The sequence below is a fragment of the Mucilaginibacter gynuensis genome, assembly GCF_039541195.1.
GTDB lineage: Bacteria > Bacteroidota > Bacteroidia > Sphingobacteriales > Sphingobacteriaceae > Mucilaginibacter > Mucilaginibacter gynuensis.
The window spans coordinates 15,377-34,573 of sequence record NZ_BAABFT010000028.1 but is presented as its reverse complement, the minus strand read 5'-3'; the positions used below and the strand labels follow the sequence as shown (position 1 = coordinate 34,573).

The following is a 19,197-nucleotide window of genomic DNA, read 5'->3' as shown; positions in this document are numbered from 1 at the left end:
AGGTCTGAAGATAGTTCCGCTTAAGGGTGAGGTCATTCGTGTTGATGCGCATGGTGACTAACTTTTTTTAAAGCTAATCTTGTTACCGAATTATATAACCTTTACAATTGCGAGGAACGAAGCAATCTCTATACTATACAGAGCGGCTCAGCAAGTCGGGGATTGCTTCGTTCCTCGCAATGACGATTTATCTTTATAATAATTTACAGCAAGCTTCACTTACCCTGCAATCTTCTCGCCGGTAAACTTAAACTGGATGATAGAGAGGGTAATGTAGAATAAGATAACCACAGGTACCGCCGCGAATTTGAAGAAGAGGATCAGTATTGCCGAAAACAGCAATAGCAGGTAGCGGAAGATATTCTTGTTAAAATCGCGATTCTTGAATTTTAGCGACATCAGCGGCATTTCTGCCACCAGTAAAGCACACATGATCAATACAAATACTGTTAAGCCATAAGGATTCAGAATGTATTGCGAAAACGCGGTGTGCTGTTGCAGCATCAGTGGGAAAGAGGCGATCAGGATAGCATTTGCCGGTGTTGGCAAGCCTATAAAGTTTTCGGCCTGGCGGGTATCTACATTAAATTTGGCCAGCCTCAATGCCGAAAATACCGGGATAAGGAAAGCTACAAAATTAAGGTATTCGCTTATGCCGTGTATTTGTGGCGCCTGTAAAAATAGTTCGTATAATATGGCTGATGGCAGTACGCCGAAGCTCACCATATCGGCCAGCGAATCGAGGTCTTTACCTATGCCCGAGTAAGATTGAAGTACACGTGAGGCCAGTCCGTCAAAAAAATCAAATATGGCTGCCAAAAAAATAGCGTAAGAGGCGAATATCAGGTTGTCGGTAAAAGTAAATACGATACCTATACAGCCGCTAAACAGGTTGGCGCAAGTGATAAAATTTGGAAGGTGTTTTCTAACGCGTTTCTTCATTTCGGCATGAAGGTATAGTAAGTATGGTAAAGTTACAAGTTAACTTTGTGCTAACTTATAACTTTACAAACTTAATTTTATTATGAATTCATTGAGATCAGGAATTCTTCGTTAGTTTTTGTTCCCCTGATCTGGCTTTGCAGAAACTCCATTGACTCCTGTGAGTTCATATCAGCCAGGTGGTTACGCAGTATCCAGATACGTTGCAGAGTGTCGCGGTCAAGCAACAGATCATCACGACGGGTACTTGAAGCAGTGATATCGATGGCAGGGAAGATACGTTTGTTAGATAGCTTACGATCTAACTGTAACTCCATGTTACCGGTACCTTTAAACTCTTCAAAGATCACTTCATCCATTTTTGAGCCGGTTTCGGTTAACGCTGTAGCGATGATGGTTAATGAACCGCCATCCTCAATGTTACGGGCCGCGCCAAAAAAGCGTTTTGGTTTGTGTAACGCGTTGGCATCAACACCACCCGATAAAATTTTACCAGATGCAGGCGCTACTGTATTGTAAGCACGTGCCAAACGGGTAATTGAATCGAGCAATATCACCACATCATGACCGCACTCTACCATACGTTTTGCTTTTTCAAGCACAATGTTGGCGATTTTTACGTGTCTTTCGGCAGGCTCATCAAAGGTTGATGATACTACCTCGGCGCGTACGCTGCGGGCCATATCGGTTACCTCTTCAGGGCGCTCGTCAATCAGTAATATAATAAGGTAAACTTCCGGGTGGTTTTTAGCTATGGCGTTGGCCACATCCTTTAATAACATGGTTTTACCTGTTTTTGGCTGGGCTACAATTAAACCGCGCTGTCCTTTACCAATAGGCGAGAACAGGTCCATGATACGGGTAGAGTAATTGTTAGCATCAGTAAACAAGCTCAGTTTTTCTGACGGGAAAAGCGGTGTTAAGTGATCAAACGGAACACGGTCGCGCACTTCGGCAGGGCCGCGGCCATTGATGGCCTCAACACGTACCAGCGGAAAGTATTTTTCACCTTCTTTTGGCGGCCTGATGCTGCCACGTACCGTATCGCCGGTTTTTAAGCCGAACAGTTTTATTTGCGATTGCGATACGTAAATATCATCGGGAGAGGTAAGATAGTTATAATCTGACGAGCGAAGGAAGCCATAGCCATCGGGCATAATTTCCAGTACACCTTCATTTATAATAACGTTATCAAAATCAAGATTGATAGCCGCTTCCTGGTTTTTTTGCTGGTTTTGATTAACCCTGCGTTCAAACTTTTGAGGGCGTGCCTCAGGCGCGGCTGGTGCTTCAGCACGTGGTGCCGGTGCAGGCTGTTCTTCCTGTGGTTTTTCTTCTGCTACAGGTGCCGCGGTAACTTCTTCAGGCTCGTCCTGAATTGGTTCATCGTCCTGTAAGTCGAATTGTTTAGTATCGTCAAGCGGCACTTCCTGGCGTGTAGCCGGTGTAGTGATCTTGGGTTTTATAGTACGGGTGCGTTTGCGTGGTTTATCGTCGGTAGCTTCGGCACTTTCTGCTTCGGCTTTATTTTCGGTGTAGTTTTGTTCAGTTATGCTTTGTTGTACACGTGCAGCTTCAATTAACTGCTGCTGCTCAACAATACGGCCGATAAGCGGTGCTTTGCGTAATTCATCGGCTTCGGCAATACCTAAACTCTTGGCAATCTCGCGCAACTCAGATACGAGCTTGTCGTTCAATTCAGTGGTATCAGACATTGATATGGATTATAGTTCAAAAAGAATTATTTTATTTGACAGAATGTTCTCCTGCACTTGCTATGCAACCAAAACCATGTAAATTTTAATAAATATAACGTGGAGTTTTAAATCGTTTCTTTAGTGCAAGAAAAATTCAAAAAGGAAAACGATGCAATTCTACTCAATTAAATTTAAAAAACAAATTATTAAAAATAAATATCTCAATTAGGCTAACACTTAAGGTAAATTTTAGTTTTTTTGACACTAAATTAATATTAGCAATGATTTCGCGCAGCCAGCTGATCGGCCAGATCAAACAAAAAAAATCGTTCTTATGTGTTGGTTTAGATACCGATATAACCAGGATACCCGAGTTTTTAAAAAGTTATCCCGACCCGATATTCGAGTTTAATAAACGTATAATTGATGCCACTCAGGACCTTTGCGTATCCTATAAACCCAATGCCGCTTTTTACGAAAGCCGTGGTGTAAAAGGCCTGCAAAGCCTTATTTCAACCTGGCAATATTTACCAAAGGACACCTTAAATATAATAGATGCCAAAAGGGGCGATATCGGCAATACATCTGACATGTATGCCAAAGCCTTTTTTGACGAAGACGCATCCGGAATGAGCTTTGATGCCATCACTATTACACCTTATATGGGTAATGACAGCGTAACGCCGTACCTTAAATATGATGGTAAGTGGATCATACTGCTGGCCTTAACCTCATCGGTAGGCAGTAAAGATTTTCAATACCTTGAAACTGAAGATGGCCACCTGTACGAAACCGTTATCAAAAAAGCCAATACCTGGGCCGGTGCCGATAAACTGATGTTTGTAGTTGGTGCCACCAAAAGCACCGAATTTACCGATATACGCAAGCACGCTCCCGATAACTTCTTATTAGTACCCGGTGTAGGCGCGCAGGGCGGTAGCCTCGAAGATGTATGCCAATACGGTATGACTAAAGACTGCGGTTTGCTCGTTAATTCATCGCGCGGTATTATATATGCAAGTAATGGCGAGGACTTTGCCGATGCGGCCCGTGCCGAAGCATTGAAACTACAGCAGCAAATGCAGGTGGAGTTAGAGAAGGCAGGAGTTATTTAGGTGAGGTTTCAGGATTGAGGTTCGAGGTTTCAGTATAAAATAAAAGTGCTCCTGTCATTCTATTTGTTAAAATGACAGGAGCACTTTTTATTTAATCTCTAACGCTGTTTCCTTCAACAGGTTCCAGTTTGCCTTCTATTGAATCATCGAGTGTTTTGCCGATGATTGAACCTGCAATTTGCTTGATAAAGGCTACTGCGTTACCGTGTTTATTGTCCCAATAGTAACCTTGAGTAGGTGATACTTTGATCACGCTGATGCGCGGATCATCTTTACCTTCGGTGAACCATGTTTTTAGGGTAGGTTCCCACAGCTCTTCAATTTTGGCTTTGTCCTCACTTACTTCGGCTACGCCATAAATGTTTAAAAAACCCGAATAGCTTGATCCCTGGAACAGCAGCTGCACAAACGGATCTGCTGCCAGTTCTTCATTTTTATGGCTGTCATTCGCGCTCAGGAACCACAGGTCGCCGTTATCATCAATTTTTTGCGGCGACATAGGTCGTGTTGAAAATGGCAGACCGGTTTTTATATTACTGCAAAAAAAGCAGCTTTCGGCTTTTTCGGCCAGTTCTTTCAGCTTTTTCCAGGCTTCGTTACCCTCCAGATTCTCAAAATTATCTTCGGGTTGTTGTTTATTAATGCTATCCATAACAATATTTTATAATAGGTAAATGATACAAGAATAACCACTGGCCTTTAATATTGTGTTGGTTGGATTTAACTTTATTGAAAGTTTTTTAATTAGATTGGAGGGGGTGAAAGTGCTCTATAATTATAATGGTGGAAAATGAAGATCACAAAGTGGATACATTATTATAGATAATGTATATTGCTGCGCCTAACTTATTAGCATAATGCACGTACACCCTAAAAATTTTAATCTCGGATATTTTTTAAAAGAGTATCATTTTGAAAAAGCAATAATGCTTCTTAAAAAACAACTTGATGAAAAGACCTTTACATTTAGAACAATAGATTTGGAAATATATCGAAAGGAAAAGTCAATGGATAATTTCGATATCAAAAAACTCTATAATAATTATATCGAAAAAGATTTGCTTTATAATTATAGATCTTTGTTTTATAATTATGAATACAATATTCCTAAAGGCGCTTATGGAATAAGAAAATTCAATTTCACATCATTCAATTTACTCGTCTTATATTATGCTTTAGGATTTTATTTTTACGAAGTTTTATATGACTCTTTAACAAGATTAGAGCCTGTCAAAAGTAAATTAAAGAACATTAAGACCTTCTATGGAGGTAATATAAATTTTGAAAATCCAACTAAGAGTCAAATATATTATCAAAATGATTATTCGGAATTTACGAAGGGCATTAAAGAAAGTGTAAAAAGAGGGTTGACTGAAAATAAAAAAATATGTATAATAAAACTTGATATTCAAGACTTTTATGGAAGTATAAAAAATGGGTTATTATTAGAAGTAATTGAAAAATATAGCCTTCCTTCGAAATGCAAAGAATTATATTTTAATACAACAACAAAAGAAGCTATTCTAAATTTATTAACATTCTACAATAAGAAGGAGTATGGTTTGCCTCTTTCAACACAAAACATAGTATCAAATTTTATTAGTTATATATTTCTATTTGAACTTGATAATCATATACAGAATTTGCCAATATATCAAGAAAGTGGTTTCTCCTATTTTCGATATGTAGACGATTTTTTTTTAATATTTCTACGAGATAGAAATGTTAAAAATGATATTATTGGGGAAGAGATATTTGAATATTCAACTAATATATCTGATTTCTTATCCAATGATTTAAGCCTCAAAATAAATCATCTTAAATCTCAAAACTGGATAATAGAGGATAAATCTGATTATGAAAATTTCCTCACTAAGGAAAAGTTTATCAGCTTTACGGATCCGATTAAAATGAAAATTTCAGGAGCCAAAAAAACAGCGGATAAATTTAAGGAGGTCTGTGAAATAATTGAGCAATTAAAAAAAGATTTTGTAAAATATGGTAAAACTGAAATTAAAAATCATGACGATATAGCGTTAAAAGAAATTTTTATAACATCTGTTAAGGATTATGTAAAGTCATCAAAAGCAAAAAATGCTCTAAACACTGTTTTTGAAAATTGGAATCCTATTTTAACATTAAATAGTGTTAAGGCATTAATGTTTCTGTTGGGTAATTCCAAAACAGGTTTTAAAGCTGCAAAAGATTACTTACTTGATAAAACAGAATTGAAACTAAAAAAGACTCAAAATATATATTTGTTAGAAAAATTTCTAAAACTAGAAACGTACGACGATTCTCTTGATAGAATAGTTCTTAGTATTACAAAGAATAAGTCATTGTACTTAGCATTGGTTCAAAGAATGATAAAAGGAAAAGCAGATAAAACAAAAAAATATCTACCTATAAAGAATGATATTTTGAGAGAAAATGATTCCCTTATGCAACAGATTAAGATGATGGTTTTAGCAGAGGAGGAACAGAAGTTTAACGTTGCATTTAATCATCTATTAAATACATTTCATTTACTATGTTACATTAAAGATAGTAGTAAAGTTGAAACATCTCTAAAGAAATATAATCAAGATAGTATAGTGATTTTTTTAACAAAGATAAAAGCGTCTATTCAGGAAATTAATTTCGTTATGTCCTTTTTTGATAGAAGAAATAAGAATAACATTTCTCATCCTGGAGACAGCTTAATGGAAAATTGGGTCGTTAATAAAAATGAGTATAAGAAATATTATAAAAAAATGGTTCATTTAATAAAAAGAAAAATCTCAAATTAACAAAACATTACTTTCCGCTCCGGGAAACGAGTAGCGTAGCTGGCTACAATGTTGCGTACATAATCGTTGCCCGGGTATGGGGTAAGGTGGGTTTTAAGTTGCTGTACATCATCGGCATTAAAATAGTGCGATATGTATCCCATGCCGTAAAAACGACCTTTTTCTATCAGGATACAACTGTGCTCATCGTCGGTACGGCCTTCATCGCGTATGGCGAAGGTGGGCAGCGCGGTGTTCAATTCATCAATAGCGGCGTTAACACGTTGATTATAACTATCGGCGCTTTCGAGGCCTTCGCAAGCGCATTCACTGCTGTTGATGCCGGTACATGTTGCCGCGTTTTTTTGTATAAAGCACAGCTTAGGGCACAGCTCAAACTTTTCTATCAGGTAATTAAGCAGGGTATAACCTTCTGTTAGCGTATTGCAGGTATACAATGGCGACTGATACTTGCGATGTTTATCCATAGCCAGGCGAACATAGCCACGTTGATCTATATAATCGTACAGGGCATAAGCATGTTCAAAGCGTTTTAACGAGCGGTTATATTTAGGCCACAGGCGTTTTATTTCCACGGCTTCCAGCACAAAAGCGATCAGTTCGGTACCACATAGCTGGTAAGTGATGCTATGAATATTGCGTAAAAACTCCTGCCTTTGCAGGCCGGGATTATTGCCGGTAAAATGACTGCATACCCGTTTTTTGAGGCTCTTGGCCTTGCCTACATAAATAACCTTCCCTTTCTGATCGTGAAAATAATACACACCGGGACTGTTAGGCAGTTGATCTATCTCCTTTTTATGGAGATTAGGCGGCAATACCTGTTCTTTTGAGCCTTGTTTAAGGGCTTTGCCAATGTGATTTTCCTCGTCCTTTTGCAGCAGCATGGTAAACAGCTGCGCGGTGGCTTCGGCATCACCGGCTGCACGGTGGCGGCTCTCGTTAGCTATGCCCAATTGCGCGCAAAGCTTACCGAGACTGTACGACATATAGCCCGGCAAAATTTTACGGCCTAAACGTACGGTACACAATTTATTACACTGCAAATCGTACCCGGCTTGTGCCAAATGGAAACGAACGAAAGAATAATCGAAGTTTACGTTGTGGGCTACGAAGATCTGCCCACTAAGTAGTTGGAATATCTCGTGCGATACATCTTTAAATAATGGCGCTTTACTTACCATCTCGTCGGTAATACCGGTTAATGCGCTTATGTAAATGGGGATCTCGCGCTGCGGATTAATGAGGGTTTGGTAACGTTTCACTACCTTTTGACCATCGTGTATACAAATGGCAATTTCTGTAATGCCATTCGCATTGGCATGGCCCCCCGTAGTCTCAATATCCACAATCGCGTACATATCTCAAAATTAGCATTATTTGCTAATAATTTTAGACTTTCGCGAATAAGAATTTTTAATTATTTGTTGCCGAGGCGAAACTTATAATGCCTTTGTACCTCTTGATACCGTATGAATATCCGGATTTTGGTAATCTTTCTCTATCAATCCATCGCGCATACGTACTATGCGGTGGGCATGCTGGGCAATATCTTCTTCGTGGGTTACCAATATAATGGTGTTGCCTTTAGCGTGGATGTCTTCCATCAAACCCATAATTTCTATCGAGGTCTTGGTATCGAGGTTACCGGTAGGCTCATCGGCCAGTATAATGGATGGGTTGTTGATGAGGGCACGGGCCACGGCCACACGCTGGCGCTGGCCACCCGACAGTTCATTCGGTTTATGATCAACACGGTTACCCAAACCCACATTTTCCAACGCTTTACGGGCACGTGCCGATCTGTCGGTTTTGCTAATACCGGCATAAACCAGCGGCAGGGCCACGTTATCTAACGATGTATTACGGGGCAGCAGGTTGAATGTTTGAAAAACGAAACCAATTTCGGCATTGCGTACTTCGGCCAGTTCGTCATCGCTCATGTGGCTTACGTTAATGCCATTGAGGGTGTACTCGCCTTTGGTGGGGGTATCCAAACAACCTAAAATATTCATCAGGGTTGATTTTCCCGAACCCGAAGGCCCCATCAAAGCCACAAATTCGCCCTTATTTATAGTTAAAGATACATCCTTAAGCGCGTGGATCACCTCGGCACCTATAACGTATTTACGGCCTACATTTTTAATGGAAATAAGCGCTTGCTCTTTATTGGTATTGATGGCGTGCATTCGTTTTTGATGGTTTGACTGCAAGATGTAGGGAAATGTTACAGTCTTAAATTCAAAAGTTAAAATTCAAAAGTCAAAAAACTGAACGGAGGCATAACACGCTTGATGTTTTGAATTTTAACTTTTGAATTTTGACTTACAATTACCCTATAACTTTCGCTACCAAAAAATGGCTGCCATCGCTTTTCGGGGCGTTTAGCAGGCCTTCTTCGGTGGTTATTTCCTGACGTACTACATCTTCGCGCAGTATGTTGGCATCGTTGGTCATGTATATTAATGGTTCAACGCCGGTTGTATTTACCTCGTTAAGTTTGGCCATAAAATCGAGGATTCCGCTCATATCCTTTATCATTTCCTGCTTTTCATCTTCGGCCAGTTCCAAACGTGCCAGGTGAGCTATCTTATCAACGGTTTCTTTATCAATGGTCATGCTTGTTCCAGTTTTTGTTTGATAATGCTGTGTACCTCGTCGCGCAAGGCATCGGCATCATCAACGGTTAAATGCGCTGTTTCAACAGGCTTGTGTACAAATATATTACAAACACCCGGTTTGCTGCCAAATTTAGCGGCATCATCCCACAAAATTTTCCAGGTGTTTAATGAGGTTACGGGTATAATGGGTATTTTATGTTCGATAGCCAGGCGAAATGGCCCGTTTTTAAATGAGTATAATTCGGGCGGAAAGGTATCGGTTATGGTGCCTTCGGGGAAGATAACCATGGTAACGCCTTCCTGCAATCTTTCCGATGCTTTTTTAAATGCCCGGAAAGCCGACATTTTACTGTCCCGGTTCACGGGAATGTCAATTGTACGAAAGAACAAGCCTGTAACCAAGCCATCCAGCAGCTCATCTTTCCCCATAAAACAGATGTTGTTTTTGATGGCTACACTGATAGAGGATACATCCAGATTGGAGGTATGGTTGGGGCATATAATATAGGTGCGTTTCCAGTCGATGGGTTGCTCATAATCAATATTATAGAAAATGCCCGCTACCGCCGAACTGATAAAACCCCACACACGCCTGAACTTATTCATGGTAGGATAACGCGATGGTTTGCGCGAAAAAAAATATAAAAACGGCCAGAAAACGAAGTAAAAAAAGCCAACAGAATAACGGTAAAAGTTGGAATGGAGCTTTCGCAATATCATTTTCATCGGTACCAAAAATATAAAAAATACTTACTTTCGCCCCTATGGAAACTGTTGTTAGTGGAATCCGGTCGACCGGGAACCTGCATTTGGGAAATTACTACGGAGCTATACAGAACTTCGTAAAAATGCAGCATGAGTATAATTGCTATTTTTTTATTGCCGATCTGCATTCGCTTACTACGCATCCAACCCCTGCCAATCTGTACAACAGCGTAAAACAGGTGCTAATTGAATACCTGGCCGCCGGTATCGACCCGGAAAAGGCTACTATATATATACAGAGCGATGTGCCCGAAATATCAGAACTGTACCTGTACCTCAACATGAACGCTTACCTGGGAGAACTGGAACGCAGTACCTCATTTAAGGATAAAGTACGCGCCAACCCTGATAACGTGAACGCGGGCCTGTTAACCTACCCGGTTTTAATGGCTGCCGACATCATCATTCATAAAGCCACCAAAGTACCCGTAGGTAAAGATCAGGAACAACACCTGGAAATGGCCCGCACCTTTGGTAACCGCTTTAACCGTTTATATAATAACGATTACTTCCCCGAGCCTTACGCGTTCAGCTATGGCTCGAACCTGGTAAAAATACCGGGACTGGATGGTAAGGGCAAAATGGGAAAATCGGAAGGAGAAGCAAATGCCGTATACCTTGCCGACGCGCCCGAAGTGATACGCAAAAAAGTAATGCGCGCGATAACCGATGGCGGCCCTACTGTTGAAAACCAGGAGAAACCTTCGGAGATACAAAACCTGTTCAATTTGATGAAGGTAGTATCATCACAAGATACTTACGACCATTTTAACGGCTTATACAACAGCATGCAAATACGTTACGGCGACCTTAAAAAGCAGCTGGCCGAGGATATGGTGATCGCTACAGCGCCCATCCGCGAAAAAATAAATGATATAGCTAACGATGCCGATTATTTAGGCCGTGTATCGCGCCTGGGAGCCGAAAAAGCACGCGAAAGCGCCTCAAAAACTATTAGAGAAGTAAGGGAAATTATAGGTTTCCGGAGCTTTTAGTTAAGTATATAGTTTGATAGTTCATGGTGCTTAATGTATATTAGGCGTCAATAGATGATGGTTATAGCTAATAGTTGTAATGCTGAATGCCGAACAAATTCATTAGCCGCGAAACTCAAATTATCTATTAAAAACGGATTGTCAACTGCAAACTAATTACTATGCACATTGCTATTGTAGGGAACATAGGCGCAGGTAAAACCACACTTACCGAGCTGCTTGCAAAAAATTATGGCTGGGAGCCGCTATACGAAGCGGTTGACAATAACCCTTACCTGGAAGATTTTTACAGCGACATGAAGCGCTGGAGCTTTAACCTTCAAATTTATTTCCTGAACAGCCGTTACAGGCAAATCATCGAAATACAACAAAGCGGGCGCAACATTATACAAGACCGTACCATATACGAGGATGCCTACATTTTTGCAGAGAACCTGCACGATATGGGCCTCATGACCACCCGCGATTACGAAAATTACAAGTCGATATTTGATAATATTACTTCGTTCATCAAACCGCCCGATCTGCTGGTATATCTTAAGGCATCGGTACCAACATTGGTGAACAATATACAGCGCCGCGGCCGCGAATACGAAAGCGGCATCAGGCTCGATTACCTGTCGAAACTGAACGAAAAGTACCAGAAATGGATTGACGGCTACAAGCTGGGCAAGCTGCTGATATTGGATAAGGACAACCTCGATTTCGCTGGCAACACCGAAGATTTGGGTACCATAGTGCAGTTGATAGAACGGGAACTTAACGGCTTGTTTTAATAGTAAATAATAAATAAACGATTGTCATTGCGAGGTACGAAGCAATCTCTTCGTATACAGAGCAAACTTGAAAATGCTACGAGCTTGCCTCGTACCACGCAATGACACATTATTAATATAACTACCAGGTGATCAATTATACAGGCAGATACTTTTATACATCCAGTATGAACAGGTTATTAATTTTGCTGATGGCATTGCTGTTCGCAGGATGTTCAAGTCATAAAACGTTAGATCTTAAAACCTTCAGTATGGAAATGCCCAAACAGTGGCATTATAAAAGCCTGCCCGGTTTTGATGATCTTTCGGGAATAATTGTAAAGGGACAATCGCAGGATAGTGTTGTACTTACCTTCGATTACAGCGCCAAGGGCTATGCCAATAATTTAAAACACATAACCGATTCTAATGCAAAGGCTTATAACATACGTATAGATAGTACAGATAGATATGTTGTAAGAACCGTTTGGCCAAAGGTCGCAGGCAAAGGCACTACAGGCATACACTATAAAGGGAGTACCTCACGGTTTGCTTTTAGCGTTGCCGGATACAATCTCATAAAAAAAGACCAGGAACTGGCTTTGGCGGCATTTAAAACCATCGTTATTAAATAATGAAAACTTTAGGTATCATCCCGTCCCGCTACGCGTCGAGCCGTTTTCCGGGTAAACCATTGGTTGACATTGCCGGTAAAAGCATGATACAGCGGGTGTATGAGCAGGCTAAAAAGTGCGTAAGCCTGTCGGAAGTGATTGTTGCTACTGATGATGCCCGCATTTATGATCACGTAACCGCCTTTGGCGGCCTGGCCATGTACACGGCCGACTATCACCAAAGCGGTACCGACCGTTGCGCCGAAGTAGCCCTTAAATACCCCGAATACGACATTGTAATTAATATACAGGGCGATGAACCTTACATTGACCCGGAGCAGATCACCAAACTGGTGACCTGCTTTACCGATGCCGATACGCAGATTGCCACCCTCGTAAAACGTGTAAAAACCACCGAAGAGCTTTTCAATACCAACTCACCTAAAGTAGTGCTGAATAACAGGCTAGAGGCTATCTACTTTTCGCGCTCGCCATTGCCGCACATTCGTGGCGAACAGGGCGAACATTGGATAGACCATTACACCTATTTTAAGCACATAGGTATCTACGGTTACCGTGCCGATGTATTGCACAGCGTAACAAAACTACCCGTTTCATCGTTAGAACAGGCTGAAAAGCTTGAACAGCTGCGCTGGATACAAAACGGGTACCGCATAAAAGTTGCCGAAACCGAACTGGAAACTTACGCCATAGATACCCCCGAAGATCTGCGCCTGCTGTTTTAATTATTGTTTGCAATTAACAGCCAATAATTAGGTAGCTTTAGTATTATAAACCGCTATTAATAACATCAATAAAATGAGAGTTAACCAGCTTCATTTTGCCAATAACCGTTGGACGGATTATGCCACACACCCTGCTTTTGATGCAGCGAAATGCCGCCTTGTGCTGGCCTTTGGTTCACCCGATCTTATAGCCGATCCGGAGGTTTATCCTTACCTGCGCTCGCTTTTCCCGGCAGCCGAAATTATTTTTTCATCCACCTCCGGCGAAATTATCGACGATAACGTTTTTGATGATACCATTGCCGTTACAGCCATTGAGTTTGAAAGATCAAACATTACATCGGCCAGTACGCATGTAAGCAAGCACGAAAATAGCTTTGAAGCCGGCGTGCACCTGATGCAGCAACTGGATAAGGATGGTTTAAAAGCCGTTTTCATTATATCTGATGGCACTTACATTAACGGCAGCGAACTGGTGGCGGGTTTCAACTCCATCAATCCATCGCAGGTACCGGTAACGGGTGGCCTGGCCGGTGATGCCGATAGGTTTAAAAGCACTTTTACCGGCATCAACAGCGTACCAACCGAAGGCAATGTTATAGCCATTGGTTTTTATGGCGATAGCTTAACGGTAGCCCATGGCTCGTGCGGCGGCTGGGACGAATTTGGCCCGGAACGCACCATTACCAAAGCTGATAAGAACGTATTGTACGAAATAGACGGCAAAAACGCGCTCGACCTGTACAAGCAATACCTTGGCGATTATGTGAACGAACTGCCGGGCTCGGCGCTATTGTTCCCGTTATCGTTAAAAATAAATGGTTCGGAAGAAAATTTGGTGCGCACCATATTGACTATCGATGAGGACGAAAAGACCATGACCTTTGCCGGTAACCTGCCCGAAGGCAGTAAGGTGAGGCTGATGAAGGCCAATTTTGATAAGTTGATCCGTGCATCGTCTGAAGCCGCAGCGGGTGCTGTGGCCGATTTTAGCGGGCAGGCCGAACTGGCTATTATGGTGAGCTGTGTAGGCCGTAAACTGGTATTGAACGATTTGACCGACGAAGAACTTACCGCGGCAAAAGAAATTTTAGGCGCTAACACCAGTATTACAGGCTTCTATTCGTATGGGGAACTGTCGCCGTTTAATCAGCATTCTAAATGCGAGCTGCATAACCAAACCATGACAATTACCACTTTTACCGAACAATAATTGCTGTAAAGCGTATAAACGTAATGCCATATCATAATTTATTAAACAAGCAGATCAGGAAATATCTTCCGCAACAATATATTGAGGATGAGGGTTTGCAGTTATTCTTAAACAGTATTAATAACTCGTTTAATAATTTTGAAAAGGCTATTAACCTCGCCGATCATGCCTTTAATGTAAGTGAAAACGAATACCAGCACGTAACGGCCGATCTGCGCCAGCAAAACGAAATAAAACAAACCTCGATATCGCAGCTTAAACAAGCTATCAAATCGTTAGACCCCGAAGCAGATCTGAATATTTCAGATACCGATTCGGATGATGACCTGATCCACATCATCGCCTTTTTACAGGAACGCATAGCCAAAGCGAAGGAACTGGAAACGGAGCTGATCCTCTCTAAAGATATTGCAGTAAAGGCAGCCATGGCCAAATCGCAGTTCCTCTCGGTAATGAGCCACGAGATCCGTACGCCTATGAACGCGGTGATCGGCTTTACGCACTTGCTGCTGCACCAGGATCCTAAGCCCGAACAAATGGAGTTTTTAAACCTCCTGAAGTTCTCTGCCGAAAACCTGCTGGTGCTGATTAACGATATACTCGATTTTAATAAGATAGAGGCCGGTAAAATAGAGTTTGAAAGTGTTGATTTCAGCGTAAAAGAGCTGATCTCGAACATCCGTTTGGCCCTGTTGCAAAAAGCTAACGAAAAGAATATCAGCATAAAACTGATGCTCGATCATGACCTGCCTAATGCCGTTATAGGCGACCCGGTGCGTTTAGGGCAGATACTGACCAACCTCATCAGCAACGCGGTTAAATTCACTATGGCGGGTAAGGTTACTGTTACGGCATCATTGGCCGGTCAGCAGGATGGTACTTCGTCTATCGACTTTGAAGTGTCTGACACGGGTATAGGTATCCCGGCCGAAAAGTTGGAATACATTTTTGAAAGCTTTAGTCAGGCCAGCTCTGATACCACACGCAAATACGGCGGTAGCGGTTTAGGGCTTACCATTACCAAACGCCTGCTGCAATTACAGGGCAGCGATATTTATGTAGATAGTACACCGGGCAAGGGTTCTACCTTTTATTTTACGCTTACTTTTAAAGATAGCGATAAGGTAATATCCAGTCAGGCCGCCAGCGACGAGTTTTACAAGCTGAAAAGCCTTAAAGGTACCAAGCTACTTATAGCCGAAGATAACCAGATCAACATTACCCTCGCCAAACAATTTATGGCTCAGTGGGATGTAGAATGCGATATTGCCGAAAACGGTAAAATAGCTCTGATGCTGGTGCAAACCAATAACTACGATATGGTGCTGATGGACTTGCAAATGCCCGAAATGGACGGCTACCAAACCACCACCGCCATCCGCGAACTACCCGACGACAAATACCGCAAGCTCCCCATCATCGCCCTCACCGCATCGGCCATGCTCGATATCCAGGATCGTGCCTTCACCGTAGGTATGGACGATTACCTGAGCAAGCCATTCAACCCAAACGATCTGCATAAAAAAATAGCTCATTACAGCCTTAAAAAGGAAAGCGTGTAGTGGTGAGTTGTTAGTGGTGAGTAGTCAATGGTTGGTGGTGAATAGTAAAGTAGTGAGGTATCCGGAAAGTCTTTGAGCGGGTCATGATGAGCATGTCGAACGATGTGGGCAGGCCTTTGCATGATTCCTCCGGAAACCTCTCCCCGAACTCCGCGCAACCTCCCGTACCTCAGCGGTAAAAACTAATCAGCATTATAGAAAACTAACCATCGAGGTAAAATCAAATCCATCTGTAACGAAAACCATTTAACATCCGTCAGGGTTTATACGGAAACCCCGTTGATATGCACCATTATCGATACCCTCTTATACATACAATAACAATTGCGCTGGTGGCCATGGTATGGTGTGCCTGTAGCGATAGGGGAGCAATCGGGATCTTCAAAAAGCAATCGCCGCACGAAGCCTATGCCCAAAAACTGAAAGATGCCGGGTTGGACAAAACAGTAATGGGTTCGCTTTGGCTGAATAACGCTACGCAGATAGTAGACAAAGCCTTAAACATTAGCCTGCCCTATAAAGAAACCGGCTACTTTGCTGCTGATAAACCCGATGGCGCGGCCTTGCGGTTCGAGGCTAAAAGAGGCAGGCGTATTACGGTGAACCTGGTTAAAAAACCTTCGGTTAATTACAGTATCTATATTGATCTTTTTCAGCAAAAAGATAATGAAACGTCGAAGATCATCGCTTCGGCAGATACCGGTGGCATCCAACTTCAGTATGATATAAAGCAGGACGGTAAATATATCCTCCGCCTGCAACCCGAGTTGTTGCAAAGCGGGGAGTATACACTTACAATTACCGCCGGGCCATCGTTAAGCATGCCGGTATCGGCATCGGGCAAGCCCTATATCGGCAGTCTGTTTGGTGCCAACCGAGATGATGGCAGCCGCAAGCACGAAGGGATAGACATATTCGCGCCAAAGGGCACCGCGGCTATTGCTGCCGCCAATGGCACGGTAACCAACGTTGGCGAAAATACACTGGGTGGCCTGGTGGTATTCTTCAGGCCCGATGATGCCGATTATACTTTGTACTACGCGCATCTGGATAAGCAACTGGTGCAGCAGGGGCAAAGGCTCAAAACCGGCGACACGGTAGGTTTGGTGGGCAATACCGGTAACGCGCAATTCACGCCCTCGCACCTGCACTTTGGAGTGTACGGCAACAATGGTGTAGTTAATCCGGTCTATTTTGTAGAAAAGGAAACCGGAACTCCGGCCGCAATTACCGGCTCGCTAACTAACTTAAATGCTACGGTACGTACCATAAATGCCCTTAATAAACTATATGCCGGTACGGATAACAAGCAACCTACCCGTTTGAATATACCTAAAAACACGGCCTTAACCGTTGAGGCCGCTACAGGTTCGTGGTATAAAGTAAAACTGCCCGATGGCGTTAACGGTTACATCGCTAATGATAATGTTGCTAAAATTACCACAATCCGTAATATTACCCTTAAAAATGAGCGCGCGTTGTATGATGCGCCCGACAGTTTGAACGCGCCGCGTAAAACCCTGCTGGCTACCGGGAAAAAAGTTGAGGTGCTGGCCGCTTACAAGAATTATTACCTCGTAAAAAACGATGCCTTAACCGGCTGGATCCTTGCCGCCGAGTAGCTATTGTTTTGATTTTAAGCTGCATTCGGCATAAATCACTATTTTATTAACAAGCACCAAAATCTCTGAATAAATTTCTACTTTTGTATCCCGTACACAAACATTTGGCAGCGGCTTTAAAACTGTTGTCAAAATTCAAAAAACAACATGACCAAATATATTTTTGTTACGGGCGGCGTTACTTCGTCGTTGGGAAAAGGTATTATTTCTGCTTCGTTAGCTAAACTTTTACAAGCCCGCGGTTACCGTGTAACCATCCAAAAGTTCGACCCTTATATCAACGTAGATCCGGGAACATTGAACCCTTACGAGCATGGCGAATGCTACGTAACCGAGGATGGTGCTGAAACTGATTTGGACCTTGGCCATTACGAACGTTTTTTGAATACCCCCACATCACAGGCCAATAACGTTACCACCGGCCGTATTTACCAAAATGTAATTAACCGCGAGCGCGAAGGTGCTTTTTTAGGTAAAACTGTGCAGGTTGTACCACACATTACCGACGAGATCAAAAGGAATTTCCGCATACTGGGCGAAAGCGGTAATTACGATGTAGTGATCACCGAGATTGGCGGTACCGTAGGTGATATCGAATCGCTGCCATTTGTAGAGGCCGTAAGGCAGTTCAGGTGGGAGGTAGGTTCAAGCAATTCACTGGTGATCCACCTAACGCTTATCCCTTTCCTTGCTGCTGCCGGTGAGTTAAAAACCAAGCCTACACAGCACTCTGTTAAAATGTTGCTGGAGTATGGTATACAGCCCGATATACTGGTTTGCCGTACCGAACACCACATTAATCAGGACATCAGAAAAAAAATCGCGTTATTTTGTAACGTTAACATCAATGCGGTTGTCGAATCAATAGACGCGTCAACCATATATGATGTGCCATTGCTGATGTTAAAAGAACAACTGGACAAAACAGTTTTAACCAAACTGAAGCTTCCGCTAAAGGCAGATCCTGATCTGGAAAGCTGGAAAGACTTCCTTGGTCGCCTTAAAAACCCTACGTCTGAAGTACGTATTGGTTTGGTAGGTAAATATGTTGAATTGCCCGATGCTTATAAATCAATTACCGAAGCCTTTATACATGCAGGCGCTAAAAACGAGTGTAAAGTAAAGGTTGAATACATTCACTCGGAGCAATTAACGCCGGGTAATGCTGTTGAGCGCCTTAAAGGTTTACATGGCGTATTAGTAGCGCCGGGATTTGGTGAGCGTGGTTTTGAGGGTAAGATAGAAGCTATCCGTTACGTACGTGAAAACAATATACCTTTCTTCGGTATATGTTTGGGTATGCAGTGCGCGGTAGTTGAGTACGGCCGTAACGTATTAGGCTTAACCGAAGCCAACAGTACCGAAATGAACTCTGAAACTCCATACCCGGTTATCGGCATGATGGAAGAGCAGAAAAAGATAACAGCCAAAGGCGGTACCATGCGTTTGGGCGCGTATCCTTGCGATTTAAAACGCGGTTCAAAGGCTGCCGCTATTTATGGCAAAACACACATCAGCGAGCGTCACCGTCACCGTTACGAGTTTAATAACGAATACCTGAAAAGATACGAAGAGCACGGTATGATACCATCGGGTATTAACCCTGAAAATAACCTTGTTGAGATAGTTGAGCTTAAAAATCACCCGTATTTTGTGGGCGCGCAATTTCACCCCGAATTAAAATCAACGGTTGCTAATCCGCATCCACTTTTTATTAACTTTGTCGCCGCTTCGCTGGCATACGCCCGCAAGAACTAATTT

The 19,197-nt window shown here is 42.3% G+C and carries 17 protein-coding genes; 10 read left to right on the top strand and 7 right to left on the bottom strand.

From position 1 onward, the window contains the following. Window positions 1–219: 219 nt before the first annotated feature. On the bottom strand, window positions 220–942 hold the full coding sequence (pssA, locus tag ABD894_RS27285; RefSeq protein ID WP_345214274.1) for a CDP-diacylglycerol--serine O-phosphatidyltransferase: 723 nt from the start codon (window positions 940–942) through the stop codon (window positions 220–222). 80 nt (window positions 943–1,022) lie between these two features. Then, window positions 1,023–2,657, bottom strand: coding sequence for a transcription termination factor Rho (rho, locus tag ABD894_RS27280; protein ID WP_345214273.1), 1,635 nt, complete (start codon window positions 2,655–2,657; stop codon window positions 1,023–1,025). A gap of 266 nt (window positions 2,658–2,923) precedes the next feature. Between rho and pyrF the strand changes: the two genes are divergently transcribed. After that, the gene (pyrF, locus tag ABD894_RS27275; protein ID WP_345214276.1) at window positions 2,924–3,754 is read left to right on the top strand and encodes an orotidine-5'-phosphate decarboxylase; all 831 of its coding nucleotides are present in this window, start codon (window positions 2,924–2,926) and stop codon (window positions 3,752–3,754) included. A gap of 91 nt (window positions 3,755–3,845) precedes the next feature. Here pyrF and ABD894_RS27270 read toward each other — a convergent pair whose 3' ends face one another. Next, window positions 3,846–4,406, bottom strand: coding sequence for a pyridoxamine 5'-phosphate oxidase family protein (locus ABD894_RS27270; RefSeq protein WP_345214272.1), 561 nt, complete (start codon window positions 4,404–4,406; stop codon window positions 3,846–3,848). Between the two features lie 205 nt (window positions 4,407–4,611). Between ABD894_RS27270 and ABD894_RS27265 the strand changes: the two genes are divergently transcribed. After that, window positions 4,612–6,543 (top strand): hypothetical protein, encoded by a 1,932-nt coding sequence (locus ABD894_RS27265; RefSeq protein WP_345214271.1) that lies wholly within the window; start codon window positions 4,612–4,614, stop codon window positions 6,541–6,543. Here the strand turns inward: ABD894_RS27265 and ABD894_RS27260 are convergent. From ABD894_RS27260 to ABD894_RS27245, 4 genes are all read right to left on the bottom strand, one after another. Continuing rightward, a complete protein-coding gene (locus ABD894_RS27260) occupies window positions 6,540–7,904 on the bottom strand; it encodes an exonuclease domain-containing protein (RefSeq protein ID WP_345214270.1) in 1,365 nt (454 codons plus the stop codon). The two genes, ABD894_RS27265 and ABD894_RS27260, sit on opposite strands and share 4 nt — an antisense overlap. An 81-nt stretch (window positions 7,905–7,985) precedes the next feature. Continuing rightward, on the bottom strand, window positions 7,986–8,732 hold the full coding sequence (locus ABD894_RS27255; RefSeq protein WP_345214269.1) for an ABC transporter ATP-binding protein: 747 nt from the start codon (window positions 8,730–8,732) through the stop codon (window positions 7,986–7,988). A 142-nt stretch (window positions 8,733–8,874) separates the two neighbouring features. Next, window positions 8,875–9,162 carry an Asp-tRNA(Asn)/Glu-tRNA(Gln) amidotransferase subunit GatC gene (gatC, locus tag ABD894_RS27250; RefSeq protein WP_345214268.1) on the bottom strand — a complete coding sequence of 96 codons (288 nt, stop codon included), beginning with the start codon at window positions 9,160–9,162 and terminating at the stop codon, window positions 8,875–8,877. Further along, window positions 9,159–9,770 (bottom strand): lysophospholipid acyltransferase family protein, encoded by a 612-nt coding sequence (locus ABD894_RS27245; protein ID WP_345214267.1) that lies wholly within the window; start codon window positions 9,768–9,770, stop codon window positions 9,159–9,161. Before ABD894_RS27245 ends, gatC begins: the two co-directional genes overlap by 4 nt. Before the next feature lie 158 nt (window positions 9,771–9,928). Here ABD894_RS27245 and trpS point away from each other — a divergent pair, with 158 nt between their 5' ends. The 8 genes from trpS (at window position 9,929) to pyrG (ending at window position 19,194) form a co-directional block, all read left to right on the top strand. Beyond that, window positions 9,929–10,924 carry a tryptophan--tRNA ligase gene (gene trpS / locus ABD894_RS27240; protein ID WP_345214266.1) on the top strand — a complete coding sequence of 332 codons (996 nt, stop codon included), beginning with the start codon at window positions 9,929–9,931 and terminating at the stop codon, window positions 10,922–10,924. Between the two features lie 161 nt (window positions 10,925–11,085). Next, window positions 11,086–11,700 carry a deoxynucleoside kinase gene (locus ABD894_RS27235; RefSeq protein WP_345214265.1) on the top strand — a complete coding sequence of 205 codons (615 nt, stop codon included), beginning with the start codon at window positions 11,086–11,088 and terminating at the stop codon, window positions 11,698–11,700. A gap of 167 nt (window positions 11,701–11,867) precedes the next feature. Then, window positions 11,868–12,314 carry a hypothetical protein gene (locus ABD894_RS27230; protein ID WP_345214264.1) on the top strand — a complete coding sequence of 149 codons (447 nt, stop codon included), beginning with the start codon at window positions 11,868–11,870 and terminating at the stop codon, window positions 12,312–12,314. Continuing rightward, complete coding sequence (kdsB, locus tag ABD894_RS27225; protein WP_345214263.1) at window positions 12,314–13,039, top strand: 3-deoxy-manno-octulosonate cytidylyltransferase; 726 nt, start codon at window positions 12,314–12,316, stop codon at window positions 13,037–13,039. The genes ABD894_RS27230 and kdsB overlap by 1 nt, the downstream gene beginning before the upstream one ends. Before the next feature lie 73 nt (window positions 13,040–13,112). After that, window positions 13,113–14,252: an FIST signal transduction protein gene (locus ABD894_RS27220; RefSeq protein ID WP_345214262.1), complete on the top strand. Its 1,140-nt coding sequence runs from the start codon at window positions 13,113–13,115 to the stop codon at window positions 14,250–14,252. A 23-nt stretch (window positions 14,253–14,275) separates the two neighbouring features. Next, a complete protein-coding gene (locus ABD894_RS27215; RefSeq protein ID WP_345214261.1) occupies window positions 14,276–15,814 on the top strand; it encodes an ATP-binding protein in 1,539 nt (512 codons plus the stop codon). A 338-nt stretch (window positions 15,815–16,152) separates the two neighbouring features. Beyond that, window positions 16,153–17,436, top strand: coding sequence for a peptidoglycan DD-metalloendopeptidase family protein (locus ABD894_RS27210; RefSeq protein ID WP_345214275.1), 1,284 nt, complete (start codon window positions 16,153–16,155; stop codon window positions 17,434–17,436). Window positions 17,437–17,583: 147 nt separating this feature from the next. Then, window positions 17,584–19,194 carry a CTP synthase gene (gene pyrG / locus ABD894_RS27205; protein ID WP_345214260.1) on the top strand — a complete coding sequence of 537 codons (1,611 nt, stop codon included), beginning with the start codon at window positions 17,584–17,586 and terminating at the stop codon, window positions 19,192–19,194. Window positions 19,195–19,197 lie beyond the last annotated feature (3 nt).

Excerpts from the sequence above, each read along its gene's own strand:
- trpS (WP_345214266.1), top strand. The coding sequence starts at position 9,929 with ATGGAAACTGTTGTTAGTGGAATCCGGTCGACCGGGAACCTGCATTTG.
- ABD894_RS27270 (WP_345214272.1), bottom strand. The coding sequence starts at position 4,406 with ATGGATAGCATTAATAAACAACAACCCGAAGATAATTTTGAGAATCTG.
- ABD894_RS27245 (WP_345214267.1), bottom strand. The coding sequence starts at position 9,770 with ATGAATAAGTTCAGGCGTGTGTGGGGTTTTATCAGTTCGGCGGTAGCG.
- ABD894_RS27255 (WP_345214269.1), bottom strand. The coding sequence starts at position 8,732 with ATGCACGCCATCAATACCAATAAAGAGCAAGCGCTTATTTCCATTAAA.
- pyrG (WP_345214260.1), top strand. The coding sequence starts at position 17,584 with ATGACCAAATATATTTTTGTTACGGGCGGCGTTACTTCGTCGTTGGGA.
- ABD894_RS27215 (WP_345214261.1), top strand. The coding sequence starts at position 14,276 with ATGCCATATCATAATTTATTAAACAAGCAGATCAGGAAATATCTTCCG.
- ABD894_RS27235 (WP_345214265.1), top strand. The coding sequence starts at position 11,086 with ATGCACATTGCTATTGTAGGGAACATAGGCGCAGGTAAAACCACACTT.
- ABD894_RS27220 (WP_345214262.1), top strand. The coding sequence starts at position 13,113 with ATGAGAGTTAACCAGCTTCATTTTGCCAATAACCGTTGGACGGATTAT.
- ABD894_RS27265 (WP_345214271.1), top strand. The coding sequence starts at position 4,612 with ATGCACGTACACCCTAAAAATTTTAATCTCGGATATTTTTTAAAAGAG.
- ABD894_RS27230 (WP_345214264.1), top strand. The coding sequence starts at position 11,868 with ATGAACAGGTTATTAATTTTGCTGATGGCATTGCTGTTCGCAGGATGT.
- kdsB (WP_345214263.1), top strand. The coding sequence starts at position 12,314 with ATGAAAACTTTAGGTATCATCCCGTCCCGCTACGCGTCGAGCCGTTTT.
- pssA (WP_345214274.1), bottom strand. The coding sequence starts at position 942 with ATGAAGAAACGCGTTAGAAAACACCTTCCAAATTTTATCACTTGCGCC.
- ABD894_RS27260 (WP_345214270.1), bottom strand. The coding sequence starts at position 7,904 with ATGTACGCGATTGTGGATATTGAGACTACGGGGGGCCATGCCAATGCG.
- rho (WP_345214273.1), bottom strand. The coding sequence starts at position 2,657 with ATGTCTGATACCACTGAATTGAACGACAAGCTCGTATCTGAGTTGCGC.
- ABD894_RS27210 (WP_345214275.1), top strand. The coding sequence starts at position 16,153 with ATGGTATGGTGTGCCTGTAGCGATAGGGGAGCAATCGGGATCTTCAAA.
- gatC (WP_345214268.1), bottom strand. The coding sequence starts at position 9,162 with ATGACCATTGATAAAGAAACCGTTGATAAGATAGCTCACCTGGCACGT.